Consider the following 21160-nt stretch of genomic DNA (forward strand, 5'->3'; position numbering starts at 1 on the left):
ATTAGGCGGATCTCTGACCACAGGTCTTGTGACAGCATTTTTTCTTCTCTCCCATGACTAAGCTCATGAGAAAGAGGTTCAGGTTGACCCAATTCGTTTCCCTCCTTTTTTTGGAGGGGGTCAATTTGCCCGGATGCTCAAGAAAGAGATAACAGAGGACAAGCAAGCGGTAGCCGTGGGGGAAAAAGCCGGTAAGGAGATCATTCCGGTTGCTGCACAAGTATTAGAACCCTGTATTTACGAAACACCCAATGTAACTATAACGAAGGCAAAACGGGCTAAGGGAAATCCGGCTTTACATGATAAGGTTGATCCGGCGGCAAAAGCAACCGCCAAAACAGGCGTTAGTAAAATCGAAAACTTACGGGGAAAGATCAAGGATAATCCCTTCTGCTTAGAGTGCGGGGAGAAATTCACTAAATCCCACCCACGGCAGGATTTTTGTTCGAAAAGATGCCGGGAGACCTACAAAAAGCGGTTAATGCGGCAAAGGCGGCGGGAAGCCGGGTGTTGCCCGCAATGCGGTAAGCCCATGCCGGAGGGGGCGAAAGGGACTTATAAGGAGAAGTTGACGTATTGTCCGGAATGTGCGGAGTATTGGAAGAGGCGGTATGAAAAGAAGAAAACCACGTAAGCATTTTTCTCACTTGGAACCGAAAACATGAAGGAATTTGTAGAATTGCCAAGAATTATTTACCAAGATTCCTTTAGGATGTGTAAAAATGAGCTGTTTAAATTTTTCATACAGATATCAAATTATAATTCTGTTTATTATTTTCATATTATTTCTAGGAGGGTGCGGAACACCAAAGACAGATAGCAAACCGTTTTCTAGTGGCGAACCAATAGCTAAAGAGAATTCAAATATGCGAGAACCAGCACGATCTCAACAGTTAGGGTGGTTATACAAATCAGATTACGAGACAATATTTATTCGTTGGGTAGAAACGGACAAAAATCTTGTTGGACAACTTCAGTTAGTAAAATTTAATGGAAAAGATGCAACAAGTGAAACGCATGCATTCAATGGCATCCGTAACGGTTCGGATATAAGTATCACATTCTCAGGAAGTATTTGGGTAGAAGACTGGAGTGGTATCACATGGACTGGAAGCTTAAAAGGTAATGAATTGACGTTGGTATTCCCCTGTAAAGATGGAACATTAGGTACAATTATATTTAAACCAGGAAGTGTTGAGGACTATAATGAAGCAGTTTTAGGATTCCAGAATCAAGCTGATACAATAGCAGCATTAGAAGCTCTACAACAAAAACAAGAACAGGTTCGAAAGGAACTCTTAAATATATTTGACGAACTTAATGAAAATACCTCAGAATTAGCTAGCATATCCTTTAATGACGTAGTAAGCGAGTACCAAGCTCAATTGGAAGAAATGCAAAGTGATTTCACAAAATTAAGGCAAGACGCTACCGTACAGCCATTTAACTCATATCAATTAGGCGTAGTCCAATACGATTTAGGAGTCTTGGATTACCATTTAGGGTGTTATGATTACCACACTAACTCCTATGAGCGTAGAGTTGATTCTATCAGGGACTCTCAATCCAGGATCAATAGTAATATCTCTTCTTTACAGATGACATGGAAAAACTATCATAATCTCTGTTCTAGTTACAATGACATTAACTCCCAAGACATTGCCCTTGTTATAAATGCAGCCCGAAAAGAAGTATCTAATTCTGAACTAAAAATTGAAGAAGCACAAAAGCAAGTAACTTCTTATCATAACCAAGCACAGCAACTTTACCAAACAGCTAGTTCATTCGTTGCTGGACTTAAACCCATTGAATAGAAGGAATAATTTCCCCGATGTTAAGCAATTTGTTTTAAACAGAGGCTCAGTAGGAGTGTAAGTAGAATGAAGAATACCTTTCCCGGATACTATCAGCCAACTCAAAAGGAATTCGCCGACTTGTGGAAAGAATGTCTTTTTATTCCGGACGCTAACGTCTTATTGAATTTATATCGCTACAATGAGGAAACGAGTAATTCCTTAATTGATATTTTTTCGAAGCTCGCCACTTTTGGACGCTTGAGGATAACCCACCAAGCAGCGTGGGAATACCATAAACGGCGTCTAGATGTTATTTCTGATATTAATGACGATTACGATAAGATTCAAAAATCTCTTACATCTATACAGAATACTTTAGATTCTATTAGAAATCCATTTATTTTAGTTGCCCATTTGAAAAAGTTATTTGAACCCTTGATCAATCAGGTTGAGGAAGAGCTTGAAAAAATGAAAACGCAGCAACCGAACTTTTATACTAATGATCCTATTAGACAAACCATTACATCTTTATTCCAAGGTATGGTTAGCAAACCATACATTCCTGAACAATTAGAGGACATTTTTAAGTTAGGTAAAGTCAGGTATGAGGCAAAAATACCTCCAGGATATTTGGATGCTGAAAAAGGAGGTAATTATCAATATGGAGACCTAGTTTTATGGTTTCAAATCATTGATATAGCTTTGGAAACTAAAAAGCCTGTTATTTTCATCACAGACGATAAAAAGGAAGATTGGTGGTTGAAACACAAGGGAAAAACCATTGGGCCTCGCCCAGAACTCGTAAAAGAAATGGCAGATAAAGCAAATGTTCCCTTTTATATGTATCAAACACACCAATTTATGTTATACGCTAAAAAGTTTTCTGATAATGAAATCAAAGAAGAAGTCATTGAAGAGGTTAAAAGAATACATCCTGATAAAACAACCTTAGAAATATCGTATCTTTCTGAGCGGGTTAAGGAACTTGCTGAGACACTTGATTTCAATAAAGGCAAGGTTTTACAAAAGGAAATAAATCGGATTGAAGAAGCCTTGAATCAGAAATATGATGAATTAGCAAAACTTGAAATTCATCATATGGCTTTAACGACTAAACTGCAAGAAGTCTCCGGTACTAAAGATAAAAACAAATTATATTATTATGGAAAATGGTTTCCCCACCAGGGCAAGGATACGTCTGGGAAGGAGTGACAACATTTAAGAGGAGATGTAAAGTTGGAACCACATGATTATGGTTTTACAACCGTAGGGAAATGGAAGCTTGGAAATTCAAAAAGCGGTATAGATTATAGTCTTAACAATTTAAAAAACAAAAGGGTAATTTATGCTTTTAGTGAAGGTAGCACAATTAAATATTTGGGTGTTTGTGGAAGCTATACTTTAAGCAAGAGAATGAGCGGATATAAAAATCCAGGTCCATCGCAAACGACTAATATACGTATTGCAGCAAATATAAAGAAATGCTTGGAGAATAATCAGACAATTGAGATACTAGCATTGCACCCCAAGAGTCCGTTGAATATAAAGGACTAAAGGTTGATCTTGTAAATGGGTTAGAAAGCCCCCTAATAGAAAGGTTTAATCCAGAATGGAACATGCAGAAAAGAAAGAGCAAGAAATAGCAGAAAGAAGCTGGTTGTAGATTTTTTCCACTTTTTTACGTTAAAACATCTGAACCAAGGTTTCTTAAAGTAGTAACTCATTCACATTCCCAAACTAACCCCTCCGCCGCCGGGTGATTTTTTTGGTTTCCCCCTAGGTCAATTGGAAATCCTTGGTGGGCAAGTGTACGCCGGGGTGGGGGTGATAAGTATCCCCCCCCACGCGGGGGCGTGGATTGAAACCTCCTGGCCGCTGTTTGGTGCTGTTAGGAGCTGATGTCGCCCCCCACGCGGGGGCGTGGATTGAAACGTCCAACCGTCCGCGTCAGTTACGTCCTGGCTATGTCGCCCCCCACGCGGGGGCGTGGATTGAAACGAGTTCATCCCGCCGGAACCAGTGATTGAACCGGGTCGCCCCCCACGCGGGGGCGTGGATTGAAACAACTTTAACGACTTCATCCAGGCAATCCACCGGAGTCGCCCCCCATGCGGGGGCGTGGATTGAAACGATATACTGCTGTCGACCTGTTTACCTGTGGGGAGTCGCCCCCCACGCGGGGGCGTGGATTGAAACTTACTCCATGTGCCGTTTAAACTCACATATTGTGGGTCGCCCCCCACGCGGGGGCGTGGATTGAAACAAGACGCGGATGTTCTTACCTCGGCGCTTGCCGGAGTCGCCCCCCACGCGGGGGCGTGGATTGAAACAGGAAAAGGCAGGAAATCTATGTGCCAAATTCACAGGTCGCCCCCCACGCGGGGGCGTGGATTGAAACTCACCGTTGCTTGCAGGTAAAGTAGCAGGATCAGCCAGTCGCCCCCCACGCGGGGGCGTGGATTGAAACGATTCGGCAACAGTAACCGCGTTTTAGAATCTCGTCGTCGCCCCCCACGCGGGGGCGTGGATTGAAACAGTAAAATATTGTAACAGGATTCGACCGCCGACAATGTCGCCCCCCACGCGGGGGCGTGGATTGAAACTCGTTGGCCGGCAGTGACGATAACAGCCACAGAACCGTATAGCACCCGGCCGTAGCGGATTGAAAGAAATATGTAACGTGAAGCAAAAAGGGGGACTGGTCCCCCTTTTTGTTATTGAATATAACCGTTGTCCCTACTGAATAACGTTGACTTTTACGCGCCTGCGGGTGACCACATCTGATTTCGGCGCCCGGACTTCCAGAATACCGTTGGCGTAAGTTGCTTCAACCTGCTCGGCTTTGATGCTCGAAGGAAGCGCTACCGTGCGGAACAGACTGGTTGCCTGAGCCCCCGCGAAGGCGGTCGCCGAGATGGAAATCGAGTCGTCGGTAACGGTGAGGTTAAGGTCGTTCAGGCTGACGTTGGGTAATTCGGCCGCCACGATGACATCGCTGTTAGTTTCATGAAGGTCCACCCTCATTTGCGCAAGGCCGGTGGAGGCCTGGATGGCGGTTCCCTGTATCCCTATCTGGCCGCTCAGGAACGGATTGATGAAACCCTGTTGGATCGCCGGATTAATGAACGGATTGTTCCACGCGGCCGTGGCAAGCGGTGATATAGCTGCTGTGGTTATGGGTTGGTTCATAATGGCGGCGTTTAACAGCGCCGGGTTATTCCAGGCGGTAAGTCCGCTCAGGATCGCGGGATTGTAAGCCAGACTCATGGCCTGGTTCGCGATGGGATTGAGGACCATCCCCTGGGCTGCTGCAGGATTGAAGGCATACACCACGGTGTTGCCCTGGATACTGGGCCTTATCGAAACCGGAAAAGCCGCTGCCGAAGAACGGAAACCCTGGCTTAAGGCTACTGCCTGGTTGGGGTTGAAAGACTGGATGTACAAATGGCATCCTCCTCAGTTTTATTTTTAAATACCTCTATTAGTTTTCGGTTTTTAAAATCGCTTTATGCGAGCCCTTTTCATAAAAATGATTCCTCTGCTGGCACAAATGACCACGGTTTGCCCCGTACTTTTTCTGCGGATACTATGTAATAAGAAAACGGCACCTTATCTAAGAAAAGAGCCTTCCGCTTGAGTTACATAAATGAAAAAGTCTGGAGAGGGTTATGCCTTATCTTGAAAGGCGCGATCTTATCGGCCAAATCGGGCGGCTGAGGAATTCGGCCGTAATAACTTATTTCACCGGTGACAGGGAAAACGTTTCCACCAGGATCGCTCCCGATGTTCTGCCGATCCTGTACCGGCACCTTCGCTTGCAGAAACAACCGGAGCGTATAGACCTGTTCCTTTATACCAGGGGCGGGGACGTATTGACCCCCTGGCGCCTGGTACACCTGGTACGTGAGTTTTCCTCGCGGTTCAACGTCCTTGTTCCTTTCAGGGCATACAGCGCCGGGACGCTGATATGCCTCGGCGCCGACGAAATCGTGATGACTAAGATGGGGGAACTCGGCCCCATCGACCCGAGTGTGATTAACGCTTTCAATCCCCAGGACCCGCAGAATCCTTCCGCCAGGGTTCCTGTGAGTGTTGAGGACGTTTATTCTTACCTGACTCTTGCGAAGGAGCAGGCGGGGCTCGGCAGCGAGGAGCATCTGGCCAAGGTTTTTATGCTGCTTGCGGAGCGTATCCACCCTTTGGCTCTCGGCAACGTTCACCGGAATTACCTTCTGGTCCGTTCACTCGCAAGACGTCTTCTGGGTCTGCGTGAGGAGCCTTATCCCGAAGAACGGATGCTGCGTATCATCGACAGCCTTACCGAAAAGTTGTATGCGCACAGTCATATGATCTCCCGCCAGGAAGCCGCTCGAGAGATCATGCTTCCGGTGGTGTTCCCCCCGGAAGGATTGGAACAGCTTATGTGGGAACTTTACGAGGATTTTGCGGCGGAACTGGTTATGACCCAGCCCTTTAACCCGAATGAGATTGCCAGAGGCCCGCGGACGGAATTTGAGGTGGTAGGCGGGTTTGTTGAATCCGAGAACGGTCAGGACGCCTTTGTCTTTAACGGGGTGGTTGAACGGCGCGATTTTCCGGAGGCCGGACAGGTTACCGTGAACATTCTTAAACAGGGTTGGCGGGGACTTATATGAGAAGGCGGAAGCCAGAAGTCAGAAAACAGATTCAACAGTTCTACATGCCGCATTGCGGTACCACGAAATGAAAATTTCCGTGGAAAAGGGTATTTAACTGTTGTCACATATTCATTTTCTTGACACATGGCGTCCTTGGCGTCTTGGCGGTTTAATTATTTCCGAAGGGAGGCAGGAAAATGGCCGGAGAAAGAAAGGATGAGTATCAGCCGGAAAAGATCCCGCGAGTCTTATTCAAATACCCGCTTTCAAACCGCTACTACCTGTTGACGGACAGCAGCGGCTACCCGTCGGCCGAATACCGGTATCCCTACGTGCGGCAAACAGGAATAGTGATTCGTGAGGTTGACCGTTAAGCCGCCGCGCCGGGCAGAAGAAAAGAAATGCTGAAATAAAAGAAAAGGCGCTTGCAGGCGCCATTTTTTCTTTGAGGTAAGTGCATTTCTGACCCTATCTAAATCTTGGCGTCTTGGCGGTTGAAAAGCCGCTTACTGGTTTATTCTCTTGGGAAACCGAACCATGAGCACGCCGTTGTTGATATCCGCGCTCGCCTGGTCTGAATCCACTTCGCGCGGTAAGGCAAGTATGCGGGTGTAAGAACCGCGCGGGCGTTCGGCGTATACGATCGTACCCCGTGGAATTTTTTCACTTAAAGGGCCGTTTACAGCCACTTCGGTCCGCGATATTTCGAGAACAAGTTTATCGGGATCAACACCCGCCATATCCATGAGGTACATAATTTCATTTCCGGTATCGATTATGTCGACCCGCGGGGTTACATTAGCGGGAAAACTCCATGCCGGAACTCCTGTCGACATGTTTACCCCCATCTGAGGATTTACAAATGTCGGTCTTATTTCCACTTTACTTACTCCTCCAAAGATTTAAGAATGGTGGATTGATTCGGAGAAATGCTAAAGGTATTTTCACCTGCGGGCAGGGTATTTATGCGTCGCTCCGGTTCCCGGCGGTAATTCCGGCACATCATTGACGGAGACCGCCGAAGACGGCCGGGTTGCGCCGTTTTGCAGCGGCCTCTTCGGACGGCTTGACTTTATCTATCCGATGTACGACAATAGGAAAAATGAAGGAGGTGAGGGGTTGATAAATGTAGTGGTTGCCGGAGCGGCCGGCAGGATGGGCCGTGAGGTTGTCCGGGCGGTGAGTAATACCCCCGGTATGACGGTGGTGGGTGCAGTCGACGTAAGTCAAAACGGTCAGGATGCCGGTATGCTTGCAGGAGTCGGCGCACTCGGGGTGACGTTGAGTTCAGACATTGAAAGCGTTTTCCGGGAGACCAACGCCAATGTTGTGGTTGACTTTACCAACGCCAAGGCTGCGGCGCAAAACGTACGGACCGCTATTGCCTGCAGGGTGCGTCCTGTAGTAGGTACGACAGGAATTCCCGAGGAAGAGTTGCAGGAATTAAAGCGTTTAAGCCGGGAAAAAGCCATAGGAGGGTTGATCGCCCCAAACTTCGCCATAGGTGCGGTATTGATGATGCATTTCGCGGGTATTGCCGCCCGTTACCTCCCGGTGGCCGAGGTCATTGAACTGCATCACAACCAGAAACTGGATGCTCCATCCGGTACCGCCCTGAAGACCGCGGAGATTATCGCCGCCAACAGGCCTGAGGCGGAGTATGAAGACCGGACTCAAATGGTGAAGCTTGATGGAGCCAGAGGGGGAATGCTGGGGGGGACCCGGGTTCACAGTGTCCGCCTGCCGGGCCTGGTTGCTCACCAGGAGGTCATCTTCGGCGGCCTGGGACAAACGCTCAGTATACGGCACGATTCCATTTCCCGCGAGTCATTCATGCCGGGGGTGATTATGGGAATTAAGAAGGTAACCGAACTTGACGAGATTATTTACGGCCTGGACAAGCTTATTTTTGCCTAGCGCATTACTTTTATAGCTGAGCGGCGTAGCCACAAGGGTCAACTTGATGAAAAGTTTACAAAGCTGGCCGGTAATTATTGCCAGACAAAATGGGGGTTCTAATCCAAAATTCGCTTGTTTTCGCTTTTCTAGGTCAAATCAGGCTAAACTTTTTTCGGTGAGCCTGTTCAGCTAAAGCACCTCCCTCTCCCACGGTTCATATATTGGTTATCAGCCGTGGGGGGCGATATAAGTTGAAATTACTGACGGGGATCAGCATTGCCGTAATCGGCGGGGACTGCCGGGCGGTTTATGTGGCCGAAGAGCTTTCGAATCAGGGCGCGCAGGTCAGGCTGGTAGGACACGAGGCGGAGACAAAACCCGGCATCCAACTGGTGGACGAAGTCGAGGCGGGAGTTACGGGAGCAGATGCCGTGGTATTTCCTCTTCCGGGCATAACAGACGACGGGAATATCTATGCGCCGGGGAGGTCCCTCCTCCTGAAGGAAGAAGACCTGGCTTCGCTGCCGATGGGGACGCCTGTTTTCACCGGTTTTGCCAGGGAGATACTTTCCGGGATCACCAACAAGCTGAGGCTGAAGCTGGTAGAGGTAGTAAAAAGAGATGACTTCGCCATTCTGAATTCAATACCCTCCGCCGAGGGCGCAATTCAGATGGCTATGGAGAATATGCCGATAACCATTCACGGCTCAGCGGCTTTTGTTCTCGGATTCGGGCGTGTCGGGCAAACCCTGGTGAGGATGTTAAGCGGTCTCGGCGCGAAAGTGACGGTGGTCGCCAAAGATGCGGCGAAGCGGGCGAGAGCGTTGGAGATGGGTTGCCGGACAATTGACTTCGGTGAGCTGCCGGTTGCTGTCAGTGAAGCGGATGTAGTGTTCAACACCGTGCCCGCGGTTGTTTTAACGGCAAGGGTGTTGAAGTGTACGCGAACCGACGTTCTGATCATAGATCTCGCTACACAACCCGGTGGGACAGATTTTGAAGCAGCCCGGCGCATGAAAAGAAAGGCAATACTGGCGCCTTCGCTTCCTGGTAAGGTTGCGCCGCAAACGGCCGGACGGATTCTGGGCCGAGTGGTCGCGGACCTCCTTGTTCAGGAAAAAGGACTTAACCTCGCGGTTCTGCCTTAGGGGGGTGCTGACAGTGCGGCTCAAGGGTTTAAAGGTGGGTTTTGCCTTAACGGGTTCTTTTTGTACGTTAAATGAGGTAACGGAACAGATAAAAAGGATCATCCAGGAAGGAGCCGAGGTAATCCCGATCATAACCAGAGAAGTTGCGACGACGGATACACGTTTCGGTACGGCGGCTTACTGGAAGGGTTTATTGAAAGAACTTACAGGACATGGAGTGATAGAGACGATTATCGGCGCTGAGCCGATCGGCCCGAACCGGATGTTGGATGTTTTAGTTGTGGCGCCCTGTACCGGAAACACCCTGGCTAAGCTGGCGAACGCCATTACGGACGGGCCGGTACTGATGTCCATAAAGGCGCAACTCCGGAACCAGAGGCCGGTTGTTATGGCAATTTCCACAAACGACGGCCTGGGTCTCAACGCCAGGAACCTCGGGGTCCTGCTTAATTCAAAGAATATCTATATGGTGCCGTTCGGCCAGGATAACCCGGCGGCCAAACCCAATTCGCTGGTGGCGAAAATGGACCGGTTGTTGGATACCATCCTTTTCGCCATCGAAGGAAAGCAGATTCAGCCTGTACTCGTTAATTACGCTTAGCGTTCTTGCAGGGAATGTACGCGGTCAGGCATGGGAAGGATTTATGAAACCTGTTACAAGTCAGGATCCACGTGACATGGCAGCGCCGTACAGTGCGGCGTGCACTACGGGTAGTTGTACGTTAGCACTGGACGGCGACCCTGGTGTTTGAGATCCCTCAAGTCGGCAAATAGAGAGGAGGCCTTCCTTGCGACAATTCAGCGTAGCAGTGGTGGGGGCGACCGGAGCGGTCGGCCAGGAAATATTGAAGGTACTCGAGGAAAGGAATTTTCCGGTAGGGAAACTTCACCCCCTGGCCACCGCGCGGTCCCGGGGTAAAGAGGTTCATTTTCGTGGCCGGGCTTACATTGTCGATGAGACACGGCCGGAAGCTTTTGAAGGGGTAGAGATAGCGCTTTTCGCCGGAGGCGCGGCAAGCAAGGAGTTCGCCCTCGCGGCGCGGGACCGGGGGGCGCTGGTGGTGGATAATTCGAGCGCTTTCCGGATGGAGGCCGAGGTCCCGCTTGTGGTGCCGGAGGTAAACCCGGAAGACGTGAAACGGCACAAGGGCATTATCGCCAACCCGAATTGTTCTACCATCATCATGGTGGTGCCGCTCAAGCCGATTTACGACGCGGCGGGTATAAAACGGGTCGTGGTTTCAACCTATCAGGCGGTTTCCGGCGCGGGTACGGCCGCAATCAATGAACTCGGCTCCCAAACCAGAGCGGTTCTTAACGGCGAAGAATTCGAACCGAACGTCTTTGCGCACCAGATTGCGTTCAACCTGATTCCGCACATCGACGTATTCATGGATATGGATTACACCAAGGAAGAATGGAAGATGGTCAAGGAGACCCAGAAAATCTTCCACGACGACAATATGGCGATCACGGCTACAACGGTGCGGGTACCCGTTTTCCGGTGCCACTCGGAATCGGTTAATGTGGAAACCAGGGAAAAGCTGACCGCAGATGCGACCCGAGAGATACTGTCCCGGGCGCCGGGCGTTGTGGTGGTTGACGAACCGGCCGAAAAACGGTACCCGATGCCTTCCCTGGCCTGTAATAAGGACGAGGTCTTTGTCGGGCGTGTTCGGAATGACAACTCGTTGGACAAGGGTCTGAATCTATGGGTTGTGGCGGACCAGCTTCGCAAAGGCGCGGCGACCAACGCGGTGCAGATAGCCGAGCTGGCAATCGCTTACGGGTGCGTATAATTGAAATTTGTAAGGAAGTGATATAAATGATGACGGATTTCGGACGGGTGCTCACCGCAATGGTGACGCCTTTCGACCGGGATGGGGCTGTAAATTTCGACCAGGCCAAGAAGCTGGCGCGTTACCTTGTGGAAAACGGTTCGGACGGCGTGGTTGTAGCCGGTACCACGGGCGAATCGCCGACACTCAGCAAGGATGAAAAGGTGGCGCTGTTTGGTGCCGTGGTGGAGGAGATCGGAGGGAAGGCCGCGGTTGTTGCGGGTACCGGAAGTTATGCCACCGCCGACAGCATCGCGCTGACAAAGGCTGCGGAAAAGGCCGGCGCCGATGGTGTCATGCTGGTAGCCCCGTATTATAACAAGCCTTCCCAGGAAGGACTCTACCGTCATTTCCGGGCGGTTGCCGAAAGCACGGGCCTTCCGGTAATGGTCTACAACATACCCGGGCGGACGGCGGTAAACGTTCTGCCGGCAACCGTGGCGCGTCTGGCGAACGACGTACCCAACATCAAGGCCATCAAGGAAGCAAGCGGTAACCTTGACCAGGTAACGGAACTCCGGAGGATCCTGCCCGACGAGTTTGCGATTTACAGCGGCGATGACGCCCTGACCCTGCCTATTCTGGCTGTCGGCGGGAAAGGGATTGTCAGCGTCGTGGCTCACCTGGCGGGTAATCGGCTTAAGGAAATGATCAACGCATATGCCGGCGGCAACGTTACTCTCGCCGCGAAAATACACCGGGAGCTTTTCCCGCTGATTAAAGGGATGTTTATCACCACCAACCCGGTGCCGGTCAAAGCGGCGTTGGGCCTTTTAGGGATCAATGTCGGCGTGCCGCGGTTGCCCTTGGTGGAAGCGACGGCGGAAGAGAAAGAAAAGTTAACCAAGCTTTTACGGGAAAGCGGTCTGCTTTAGGAAGTTAACGTGCGGCGTAAACCTTGATAAATCTAACCGCCAATCCAGCACTCAACTAATCACTGTAAAGATTCCAGGAAGTAGGCAATCATTAGCTATGACGCAAATCATGTTGAGTGCTGGACAAGAACGCCAGAATTTAGGACAATAAATACCGGATAACGCCCAGGTCTAAGCTTTCGATGGTCGTTAAGTTTTTATTCTGCGGCTTGCCGTATGGAGCCCTCCCCGAAAACGGTTTTCGGGGTTTTTTGTTTTAATATGCCGGGTTTACTTGGCGTTCTTGGCGGTTATTGCGTTGCCCGCCTCGAATTTTTATCTGTGTATATCTGTGTTCATCCGTGGTTCAGGTTGTTAAACCGGCAAGAAACCGGTAACAGTCTTCCAGACTGCCCCTGTAGTCCGGGTTGCACGGGCGGATTCCGCGGTGAATCGCCTGATCCTCGACAAGGTAGGTGCTCATCCCGGTTTCAGCCGCGACAAGATCTTCCTCCACGTCGTTTCCCAGCATCAGGCACCTTTCAGGCGGTGCGCCGAGATAAGCCGCGATTTCCTCATAGTACATCGGGTTCGGTTTGCAGAAATGCATGATTTCGTAAGTGGTTACCAGCCGGAAAGGAAATCCTGTCCCAACGGCCCAGCGCAGTCGTTCTTCCACAGCGGCGCGCGGGAAAACCGGGTTGGTGGCTATCACGATATCGGCCCCGCTTTCAAGAACCCGCCTCAAAACTTTAGGCGCAAGGGCTGTGGGGCGGGTGAGAGGCGCCAGGTCCGGGAAATCTTCGCGGTAAAAGCGGTCGAACACGGGCAGGATCTCGTCCTCCGGCAAGCCGGTGCGGGCAAAAAAGTCTTCAATGAAGACTTCCCGGTTGGTGCGTCCGGGGTCGGAATTCACCACCATGGCCCGAGTGGAGGCAAGGAGGTGGTCGATGAACTCCCCGGGCGGCAGGTAGGGGCTCATGCGTGCGGCAAGGGCGTTGAGGTAACCGTCCAGGAACCTTTTCTTGTCCATCGGCAGCAGCGTGCCGTCCAGGTCAAAAAGAATATATTTAAAACGCAAAGACCGGGTCTCCTTTCAGATCACTCCTCCCAGATATGATACCCTTGGGGAGGAACCCATGTAAAGAAGGCCTTTTGCCCGGTTCTCGTCTTGAAATTTTCTTGACAACCCATAATTCTCTTGATATGCTGTCTTTCACAGCAGGGTGAAACCTGCCACTTTTTCTAAGAGATTGCTTCTAAGCACCATAACAGTTATATCTGAGCCACGAAGGCCGTAAAGTTCTGATTAGAACTGTTCTCAACAATCAGCGGTACGAAGCCGTATCAAGATGGCCTAAGAAATAATTTGTGATCTGACATTTATATAAAGGCGGAAAGAGGACCATGGAGGTCTAAGCTCCATGGTCTTTTTTTTTAAAAATTATTTGGTATGGAGGGGAAGTTATGCACCGGATTACCGCTATCGTTTGGCATAGCCACGCGACGACGCTGCGCAAGGCGGCAGTAAAAGTAGCGCCGGATTTAGGGGTGAAGGTCTATTCGGCCCGTTACCTGCAGGAGGGGAAAGAGGATTTCGCGGCCGCTTTGGTTGCGCTTGAAGAGGCAGACCTGATCTTTTTTTACCGCTCGGCGGGGGAGACGGTCTGGGGAGAGTTGGAGGCGGCGGTGAAAGGAATTAAGAGCCCGGTGGTCTGCGTGGCGCACGACCCGGCGCTTTGGGCAGCTTCGACCGTCCCGGCGGCGGTGGTGGCGCGCTGCTACCGGTATATCGTGCAGGGCGGGACGGAGAACTTCGCCCTAATGCTCCGGTACATGGCGGCGGCGGTGCTGGGGCTTAACCTGCCGGTGGCGGAGCCGCTGGTTTTTCCCTGGGAGGGACTTTACCACCCCGATGCCCCGGCGCCATTCACCACCGTAGGAGACTACCTATCCTGGTACCGGAAGCCGGAGCCGTTCGTGGGGTTGCTTTTCGCCCGGAACCAGTGGGTTAACGGTACCCTGGCGGTGGAGGACGCGGTGATCCGGGCGCTCGAGGCGCGCGGGCTCGGGGTTATCCCGGCGTTTTGCTATTCACTGAAGGACGAGGGGCTAGGGACCAAGGGCTCCGGCGAGGTGGTGCGGGAGTTCTTCTTCGACGCGGCGGGTCAGCCCCGGATCGCGGCGCTGGTGAAGCTTTTGGCCTTTTTCTTAGCGGCGCGGGCGCGGACGGACGATTTCATCCGGGAGGGTATCGCCGCTTCCGGGGTGGAACTGCTGAAAAAGCTCGGTGTGCCTGTCTTTCAGCCGGTGGTTTCCTTTTATAAGACGGTTGAGGAGTGGGCGGCGGACCCGCAGGGGCTCGCCCAGGATATCGCCTGGACGGTGGCGCTGCCGGAGTTCGAGGGGGTGATCGAGCCTGTTTTCCTGGGCGCGGCGCGGCGGGAGGAAGACCTGGAGATCCGGACACCGGTGCCGGAGCGGGTCGAGCGGATCGCCGGCCGGGTGGCGGCCTGGGTGCGGCTGCGCCAGAAACCGGTAGCCGAGCGGCGGGTGGCCTTCATCCTGCACAACAACCCCTGCGCCTCGGTGGAGGCGACGGTCGGCGGCGGGGCGCACCTCGATACCCTCGAGAGCGTGGCGCGGGTTTTGCAGCGGCTGCGGGCGGAGGGCTACGCCGTGGAGGCGCCGGCGGGCGGCAAAGAGCTGATCGATACGGTAATGGCGCGGAAGGCGATCTCGGAGTTCCGCTGGACCACTGCCGGGGAGATCGTTTCCAAGGGCGGGGCGCTGTATCTGATGCCGGTGGCGGAGTACCGGGCGTGGTTCGATACGCTGTCGACAAAGGTGCGCGAGCGGTTGACCGGGGCCTGGGGCAACCCCCCGGGCGAGGCGAAAAACGGGGTGCCGGCGGCGATGGTCCACGACGGCAGGATCATCATCACCGGGGTACGGTACGGCAACGCGGCGGTCTGCGTGCAGCCGAAGCGGGGCTGCGCCGGGGCGCGCTGCGACGGGCAGGTCTGCAAGATCCTGCATGACCCCGATATCCCGCCGCCCCACCAGTACCTTGCCACCTACCGGTGGCTGGAGCGGGATTTCGGCGCGGACGTAATCGTTCATGTGGGCACCCACGGCAACCTCGAGTTTTTGCCCGGCAAGGGCGTCGGGCTTTCCGGCGACTGCTGCCCGGACCTCGCCATCGGGACCTTGCCGCACCTCTACATCTATAACGCCGACAACCCGCCGGAGGGGACGATCGCCAAGCGGCGGAGCTACGCGACCCTGGTGGATCACATGCAGACGGTCTTAACGCAGGGCGGGCTTTACGACGAGCTGGCCGAACTCGACCGGTACCTTGAGGAGTACGAGCAGGCGCGGGTGGCCGACCCCGCGCGGGCGCACACCCTCGAGCACCTGATCATCGAGGAAATTAAAAAGGCGAACCTCGACCAGCAGATCCCGGTAGAAGGCGGCCACGAGAATTTCGCCCTGATCAAAGAGAAGGCGCACGCGGTGCTTTCCGTGATCCGCAACACCCAGATCCAGGACGGGCAGCACATCTTCGGGGAGCTGCCGGAAGGGGAGCGGCGGCTCGATTTTCTGAACGCGATCCTGCGCTTTGACGCGGGGGAGGCGGTTTCTTTACGCAAGGCGGTCGCGCGGCTGATGGGGCTGGAGCTCGGCGAGCTCCTGGCCGACCAAGGAAAGGTTTCGCTGCGTCACGGCAAGTCCTACGGCGCGCTTTTGGAGGAGATTGACCGGGCGGGGAAGGCCTTTATCGGTTTAATGCTCAAGGGGCGGCCCGTGACGCACGGGGAGGCGGCGGCGGTGCTGGGCTTGCCCAGCACTCAGCCTGCTGAGTGCTGGGCGGAGCACCTTGACGAGCTGAACTCGCTCCTGCCGCGGGTGCTGGATTTGAACGAAAGGGTGGAAGCCTCCCGCGAGATCGAGGGGCTCTTCGACGGCTTTTCCGGGCGCTACCTCCCGGCCGGCCCCTCGGGGCTCATCACCCGCGGGCGGGACGACGTTTTGCCTACCGGCCGGAACTTCTACTCCCTGGACCCCCACCGGGTGCCGACGAAGGCGGCCTGGGAGGTGGGCAAGCGCCTCGCGGAAAAGGTGCTGCTGAAACACCTCACCGAAGAGGGCCGCTACCCGAAGAACATCGCCATCTACTGGATGTGCAACGACATTATGTGGGCCGACGGCGAGGGGCTGGGACAGATGCTCTACCTGCTCGGCTGCCGGCCCAGGTGGCTGCCGAACGGCCGCGTGGCGGGGATCGAGGTGATGCCGCTGGCGGAGCTCGGGCGGCCGCGGGTTGACGTGACGGTGCGGGTGAGCGGGATCACGCGCGATAATTTCCCGAACTGCATCGATCTCCTGGATGAGGCGGTGCAGTCGGTGGCGGCGCTTGAGGAGCCGCCGGAACTGAATTTTGTCCGCAAGCACACCCTGGCGCAGCTTGGCGGGGCGGCGGACGGAGCGGCCTGGCGGGAGGCGACTTTGCGGATTTTTGCTTCCAAACCGGGGACCTATATGGCCGGGGTGAACTTAGCGGTTTACGCCTCGGCCTGGAAGGACGAGAAGGACCTGGCCGACATCTTTGTTTATTGGAACGGCTACGCTTACGGGAAGGGGGTCTTCGGGCAGGAAGCCTTCAAACAGCTTCAATCCAGCCTCAAGACGGTGGACGTCACCTACAACAAGGTGGTTTCGGACGAGTACGACCTCTTCGGCTGCTGCTGCTACTTCGGCACCCACGGGGGGATGACCGCGGCGGCGCGGGCGGCCTCGGGCAAGGAGGTCCGCACTTACTACGGCGACACCCGGGAGCCGGAGCACGTCGAGGTGCGCACCCTGGCCGACGAGGTCCGGCGGGTGGTGCGGACGAAGCTCTTGAACCCCAAGTGGATCGAGGGGCAGAAGCGCCACGGCTACAAGGGCGCCGGGGACATCTCCAAGCGGATCGGGCGCGTCTACGGCTGGGAGGCGGCGACGCAGGAGGTGGACGACTGGATCTTCGACGACATCACGCGGACCTTCGTGCTCAACGAGGAAAACCGCCGGTTTTTCCAGGAGCACAACCCCTGGGCGTTAGAGGAGATCGCGCGCCGGCTCCTGGAGGCGGCGGAGCGGGGCCTCTGGAACGCCGACCCGGAGATGATCGAGGGCCTCAAGGAGACCTACCTCGAGATCGAGGGGTGGCTGGAGGAGGATATGGGCGACGTGAAGGGCGACTTCCAGGGCGGCGCCATCGACATCCTCACCGCCGAGGAGGTGGCCGACTGGGGCGCCAAGATGCGGGAGATCAGGGGGAAGCTCGGAGATTGAGGAGGGAGAAAGGATGCTGTGGCTTGAGCCGGGACGGGGGAGCTATCGTTTGGGCGAAGCGATAAAGGTGGGAATATTTGCGAATGGGTTCGAGGACCTGCCCTGGGAAGGCGAGCGGGCCTTTAGGATTTGGGCAGTAAACCCCTCAGGCGTTCCGCGAGAGTTAACGGTAGTACCCGGTGGAGGTGAGGAGTGCTCCGCGGTCTGGTTTCTGCCCGGTGAGATGGGGGTTTACACGGTGGCCGCGGCCATAACCGGCGAGGTGAGTTTTTCTGCCCGGACCTATTTCCCCGTGGAGAAGGAACGCCGGGTGCCGCTTTCGCAGGTAGGGCAGGAATTGGTGATTGCACCGGTTTGGCACGAGGGCAGCTACCTTAATTGGCCGGTATGTCTTGAGGTCCGGTTTGCGGGGAAGCCCCTTCCGGGGGCGGCGGTAACGGTTTTCCCGGATTTATGGCGGGGGGAGAGGCTTTATAAGAAGGCAGACGAGGACGGGCGGCTGGTGTTCGACGGGCGGAACTGGTGCTACTGGCAGAAAGGCAGCGAGAAAAAAGATGGTATGGTCTTTTTTCCGTGGGGCATAAACTGGTTGATGCTGGTAGACCATACCGCACCTGGAGGGCAGCGTCATGTTGCTGCCTGTACCTTTTGTCCGGAGCAGGTATCCTGCTGTTGAGAAAAGAGGATGACAGATGACTTGTTCTTCAAAGCGGATGCATAAGATTGGTACACCCCGCGGCGCGGCGGCGGAGTGCTATATCGCCAAATGGCTGCACCCGGAACTTTTCCGGGATGTGAACCCGGAGGCGGTGCACAAAGAGATGCTCGAAAAGTTCTACGGGGAGGAGCTTAGAGTGTATGGGTTTACCCGCTGAAGTAAGCGGCGCGGCAACAGAGATGGACGTGGCCTCGATAAGAACGGCGTATTCCCGCCATACCGGCCGCAAGCTGCTGCTGGTCGGGTGCTTGCTGGCGGTCACCTGCGCCGTGGCTACCATGGCCACGGCGGTGGGGGCGGCCGGGATCAGCGTGGGGGACGTCTGGCGGGTGATCCTCAATCACCTCGGGGTTAAAGCCGCGCCGGTCGGGGAGCTCGCCCGGACGGTGGTCTGGGAGATCCGCCTCCCCCGCATCGTTCTGGCTACCATCACGGGGATGAGCTTAGCGGGGGCCGGGGCGGTGATGCAGGGGGTGCTCCGCAATCCCTTGGTTTCACCTTATACGATGGGGCTCTCGAGCGGTGCGGCCTTCGGGGCGGCGCTGGCTATCGTTCTGGGTACGGGTCTGATAGGAGGAAGTTACCTTGACGTATCGCGGTGGCTTATCGTCATCAACGCCTTCATCTTCGGGGGGGTAACCACGCTCTTGGCTTTCTCCCTGGCGCGATTTAAGGGGATGTCGCCCGAAACGCTGGTTTTAGGCGGGGTGGCCATCGGCTATCTCTTCCAGGCTGGGGTATCACTTTTAAAATACATTTCCAATAATGATGCCCTGAAAGAACTGGTCGTCTGGCTGATGGGCGGCTTCTGGGGGGCGGACTGGCGGACGGTGGGGCTTTTGACCCCGGTGGTGCTCGGGTGTATGGGGGCGCTGCTCCTTTACGCCTGGGACCTCAACGTTTTAGGGGCGGGAGAGGACGTGGCGGCGAGCCTGGGGATAAAGGTGGGGCGCCTGCGGGTTGTTACTTTGACCCTGGCGACGCTCGCGGCCTCAGCGACGGTGGCCTTTACCGGCATCATCGGGTTTATCTGCCTCGTGGGGCCGCACATCTGCCGGATGCTCGTCGGCAGCGATAACCGGTTTTTAATTCCCGCCTCCTGCCTGGTGGGTGCGGTGCTGCTGCTGCTGGCGGACACGCTGGCGCGGACGATAATCGCGCCGACCGAGCTGCCGGTGGGGATCGTTACCGCGCTGATGGGCTCGCCCTTCTTCATCTACCTGTTAATCAAGAAAAAGCGGCAGTGGTGGGGGTAAAAAGTAAAGGATGAAGGATGAAGGATAAACCGCCAAGACGCCAAGGGCACAAAGAAAATGGAGAATGAAAATCAAACGCTGGAAATATCGATTTCACCTGGTCTCAGATACTTATTTCTTGATTCATGGCGTTCTTGGCGTCTTGGCGGTTGCTCTGTTTTAAGGAGGTGGTGGGAAGTTATAAACACGGTTTTAAGGGGTTGTTTACCGGAGGTTGATGAGGAGGCTCTTCGATGTTAAAGAGTAAGAAAGTAACACTTTTTTCGTTGTTTGTTATGGTCTTTCTTTTTGCCTTGTCAAGTGGGAAAGATATTTTCCCGGCGCAGGCATCCGACATCACCGTCACGGTTGACAACGGGAAGCTGTCCTGCGATACGCCGCCGGTGATCGAGGGGTGTCGGACGCTCGTACCGCTCCGGGCGATCTTTGAGGCGCTCGGGGCTCAGGTGGATTGGGACGGGAAGACCCGTACCGTGACCGGTAAAAAGGGAACCACGATGATTAAGCTGGTTATAGGGCAAAAGACCGCCTATGTGAACGGCAACCCCGTTACCCTCGATGTGCCGGGGAAGATAGCGGGCGGCCGGACGCTGGTGCCCCTGCGCTTCGTCGGCGAATCGCTGGGCGCCGGGGTCGAGTGGGACGGTGCGAAGCGCATGGTGGTTATCCGAACCGGTACAGGCACCGCCACGGTGGTACAGAAGCGGATCACCATTAAAGATTCCCAGGGCCGGACGAGGCGCGTTCCATCCCCGCCGCAGCGCATCGTGGAGGTAAACGGCGATGTGGCCGAGTTGATCTGCGCCTTCGGGGGTGCGGACAAAATCGTTGGGGCGAGCAGCTATACGCTGGAGGATAAGATGATCGGTTCGAAGGTAAAGAAAGCGCAGGACGTGGGAAAATCCTTCACGCCCAATGTCGAGAAGATCCTGGCGCTGAAGCCCGACGTGGTCTTCGGCTACGGGAACTTCTTGAAGCCGGAGATTGTGGCGCAGCTCGAGCGTTCCGGGGTACCGGTAGTGCTTTTGGACTGCTACAAGCTTTCCACGATGGCGCAGGATATCCGTACCCTGGGGCTGATCCTGAATCGCCAGAAGGAAGCGGCGGCTTACGTCGCCTACTTCGAGAAGTACCAGAAGTTGTTCAAAGACCGGACGAAGAATATCCCGCTCGCTAAGCGGCCGCGGGTTTACCTCGAGGGTTACACCGACTATTCGGGCAACGGTCCGGGTTCGGGTGCCGCCGAGATGCTGGACGCCGTCGGGGCGCGGAATATCGCGGCGGGGTTGCGCCTGCCTTACCCGAAGGTGAGTCCCGAGTGGGTGGTGGCGCAGAACCCGCAGGTGGTCATCAAGGCCTGCAGCAGTTCCATCACCTGCGGCTACGACGAAAAGCCGGACGCGATGGAAAAGAAGCGGGCGGAAATAATGCGCCGCCCGGGGTGGAACAAAATCACCGCGGTGAAGCAAGGAAAAGTTTATCTCCTTTCGAGCGAGATCTACACCGGCCCGCGGGGGATTGTGGGCCTGGCCTATTTCGCCAAGTGGCTTTACCCGGACCTGTTCAAGGATGTGAATCCTGAGGCCATCCATAAAGAGATGCTGCAGAAGTTTCACGGGCTTGAGCTTAAGGGGGCTTACGTTTACCCGGGGAAATAACCGTCGAAAACTTTAGACC

Annotated in this window: 19 protein-coding genes and 1 CRISPR repeat array; of the genes, 16 read left to right on the plus strand and 3 right to left on the minus strand. The window is 54.4% G+C overall.

Annotation, left to right across the window (positions count from 1 at the left end; all coding sequences use genetic code 11):
* Positions 1-133 precede the first annotated feature (133 nt).
* From AB1500_12175 to AB1500_12190, 4 genes are all read left to right on the plus strand, one after another.
* Positions 134-634 carry a hypothetical protein gene (locus AB1500_12175; GenBank protein ID MEW6183906.1) on the plus strand — a complete coding sequence of 167 codons (501 nt, stop codon included), beginning with the start codon at positions 134-136 and terminating at the stop codon, positions 632-634.
* 88 nt (positions 635-722) lie between these two features.
* Positions 723-1814, plus strand: a complete 1092-nt coding sequence (locus tag AB1500_12180) for a hypothetical protein (GenBank protein ID MEW6183907.1) — start codon at positions 723-725, stop codon at positions 1812-1814.
* 66 nt (positions 1815-1880) lie between these two features.
* Entirely contained in the window at positions 1881-3008 is a 1128-nt protein-coding gene (locus AB1500_12185; GenBank protein MEW6183908.1) for a PIN-like domain-containing protein, read from the plus strand.
* Positions 3009-3032: 24 nt separating this feature from the next.
* Entirely contained in the window at positions 3033-3350 is a 318-nt protein-coding gene (locus AB1500_12190; protein MEW6183909.1) for a hypothetical protein, read from the plus strand.
* A 279-nt stretch (positions 3351-3629) separates the two neighbouring features.
* Positions 3630-4399: direct repeats of the CRISPR family, unit length 32 nt; unit sequence GTCGCCCCCCACGCGGGGGCGTGGATTGAAAC.
* A gap of 133 nt (positions 4400-4532) precedes the next feature.
* Here AB1500_12190 and AB1500_12195 read toward each other — a convergent pair.
* A complete protein-coding gene (locus tag AB1500_12195; GenBank protein ID MEW6183910.1) occupies positions 4533-5240 on the minus strand; it encodes an Hsp20/alpha crystallin family protein in 708 nt (235 codons plus the stop codon).
* 224 nt (positions 5241-5464) lie between these two features.
* On the opposite strand from AB1500_12195, the gene AB1500_12200 reads away from it, so the two are divergent.
* Positions 5465-6451: a hypothetical protein gene (locus tag AB1500_12200; protein ID MEW6183911.1), complete on the plus strand. Its 987-nt coding sequence runs from the start codon at positions 5465-5467 to the stop codon at positions 6449-6451.
* A gap of 179 nt (positions 6452-6630) precedes the next feature.
* On the plus strand, positions 6631-6807 hold the full coding sequence (locus tag AB1500_12205; protein ID MEW6183912.1) for a hypothetical protein: 177 nt from the start codon (positions 6631-6633) through the stop codon (positions 6805-6807).
* Positions 6808-6939: 132 nt separating this feature from the next.
* Here the strand turns inward: AB1500_12205 and AB1500_12210 are convergent, their stop codons facing one another.
* Positions 6940-7314, minus strand: a complete 375-nt coding sequence (locus AB1500_12210) for an Hsp20/alpha crystallin family protein (GenBank protein ID MEW6183913.1) — start codon at positions 7312-7314, stop codon at positions 6940-6942.
* A gap of 238 nt (positions 7315-7552) precedes the next feature.
* Between AB1500_12210 and dapB the strand changes: the two genes are divergently transcribed.
* From dapB to dapA, 5 genes are all read left to right on the plus strand, one after another.
* Positions 7553-8350, plus strand: a complete 798-nt coding sequence (gene dapB, locus AB1500_12215) for a 4-hydroxy-tetrahydrodipicolinate reductase (GenBank protein MEW6183914.1) — start codon at positions 7553-7555, stop codon at positions 8348-8350.
* A gap of 233 nt (positions 8351-8583) precedes the next feature.
* Positions 8584-9480 carry a dipicolinate synthase subunit DpsA gene (gene dpsA / locus AB1500_12220; GenBank protein ID MEW6183915.1) on the plus strand — a complete coding sequence of 299 codons (897 nt, stop codon included), beginning with the start codon at positions 8584-8586 and terminating at the stop codon, positions 9478-9480.
* A gap of 13 nt (positions 9481-9493) precedes the next feature.
* Complete coding sequence (locus AB1500_12225; protein ID MEW6183916.1) at positions 9494-10081, plus strand: dipicolinate synthase subunit B; 588 nt, start codon at positions 9494-9496, stop codon at positions 10079-10081.
* A 187-nt stretch (positions 10082-10268) separates the two neighbouring features.
* Positions 10269-11279 carry an aspartate-semialdehyde dehydrogenase gene (locus AB1500_12230; GenBank protein ID MEW6183917.1) on the plus strand — a complete coding sequence of 337 codons (1011 nt, stop codon included), beginning with the start codon at positions 10269-10271 and terminating at the stop codon, positions 11277-11279.
* 26 nt (positions 11280-11305) lie between these two features.
* Positions 11306-12193, plus strand: a complete 888-nt coding sequence (gene dapA, locus AB1500_12235) for a 4-hydroxy-tetrahydrodipicolinate synthase (protein ID MEW6183918.1) — start codon at positions 11306-11308, stop codon at positions 12191-12193.
* A gap of 346 nt (positions 12194-12539) precedes the next feature.
* Here the strand turns inward: dapA and AB1500_12240 are convergent, their stop codons facing one another.
* Complete coding sequence (locus tag AB1500_12240) at positions 12540-13253, minus strand: HAD family hydrolase (GenBank protein MEW6183919.1); 714 nt, start codon at positions 13251-13253, stop codon at positions 12540-12542.
* Positions 13254-13639: 386 nt separating this feature from the next.
* Between AB1500_12240 and cobN the strand changes: the two genes are divergently transcribed.
* From cobN to AB1500_12265, 5 genes are all read left to right on the plus strand, one after another.
* Complete coding sequence (cobN, locus tag AB1500_12245; GenBank protein ID MEW6183920.1) at positions 13640-17509, plus strand: cobaltochelatase subunit CobN; 3870 nt, start codon at positions 13640-13642, stop codon at positions 17507-17509.
* 13 nt (positions 17510-17522) lie between these two features.
* Positions 17523-18185: a hypothetical protein gene (locus AB1500_12250; GenBank protein MEW6183921.1), complete on the plus strand. Its 663-nt coding sequence runs from the start codon at positions 17523-17525 to the stop codon at positions 18183-18185.
* Between the two features lie 37 nt (positions 18186-18222).
* Complete coding sequence (locus tag AB1500_12255) at positions 18223-18384, plus strand: hypothetical protein (protein MEW6183922.1); 162 nt, start codon at positions 18223-18225, stop codon at positions 18382-18384.
* A complete protein-coding gene (locus tag AB1500_12260; protein MEW6183923.1) occupies positions 18368-19483 on the plus strand; it encodes an iron ABC transporter permease in 1116 nt (371 codons plus the stop codon). Before AB1500_12255 ends, AB1500_12260 begins: the two co-directional genes overlap by 17 nt.
* Before the next feature lie 233 nt (positions 19484-19716).
* Positions 19717-21141, plus strand: coding sequence for a stalk domain-containing protein (locus AB1500_12265; GenBank protein ID MEW6183924.1), 1425 nt, complete (start codon positions 19717-19719; stop codon positions 21139-21141).
* The last annotated feature ends 19 nt before the right edge of the window (positions 21142-21160 follow it).

Source organism: Bacillota bacterium (genome assembly GCA_040755295.1).
In the GTDB taxonomy this organism is placed as follows: domain Bacteria; phylum Bacillota; class Desulfotomaculia; order Desulfotomaculales; family Ammonificaceae; genus SURF-55.

Bases quoted from the DNA above. Each gene is read 5' to 3' on its own strand.
- AB1500_12265 (MEW6183924.1), top strand. From the start codon at position 19,717: ATGTTAAAGAGTAAGAAAGTAACACTTTTTTCGTTGTTTGTTATGGTC.
- cobN (MEW6183920.1), top strand. From the start codon at position 13,640: ATGCACCGGATTACCGCTATCGTTTGGCATAGCCACGCGACGACGCTG.
- AB1500_12185 (MEW6183908.1), top strand. From the start codon at position 1,881: ATGAAGAATACCTTTCCCGGATACTATCAGCCAACTCAAAAGGAATTC.
- AB1500_12175 (MEW6183906.1), top strand. From the start codon at position 134: ATGCTCAAGAAAGAGATAACAGAGGACAAGCAAGCGGTAGCCGTGGGG.
- AB1500_12205 (MEW6183912.1), top strand. From the start codon at position 6,631: ATGGCCGGAGAAAGAAAGGATGAGTATCAGCCGGAAAAGATCCCGCGA.
- AB1500_12255 (MEW6183922.1), top strand. From the start codon at position 18,223: ATGCATAAGATTGGTACACCCCGCGGCGCGGCGGCGGAGTGCTATATC.
- AB1500_12250 (MEW6183921.1), top strand. From the start codon at position 17,523: ATGCTGTGGCTTGAGCCGGGACGGGGGAGCTATCGTTTGGGCGAAGCG.
- AB1500_12260 (MEW6183923.1), top strand. From the start codon at position 18,368: ATGGGTTTACCCGCTGAAGTAAGCGGCGCGGCAACAGAGATGGACGTG.
- AB1500_12180 (MEW6183907.1), top strand. From the start codon at position 723: ATGAGCTGTTTAAATTTTTCATACAGATATCAAATTATAATTCTGTTT.
- AB1500_12200 (MEW6183911.1), top strand. From the start codon at position 5,465: ATGCCTTATCTTGAAAGGCGCGATCTTATCGGCCAAATCGGGCGGCTG.
- dapA (MEW6183918.1), top strand. From the start codon at position 11,306: ATGATGACGGATTTCGGACGGGTGCTCACCGCAATGGTGACGCCTTTC.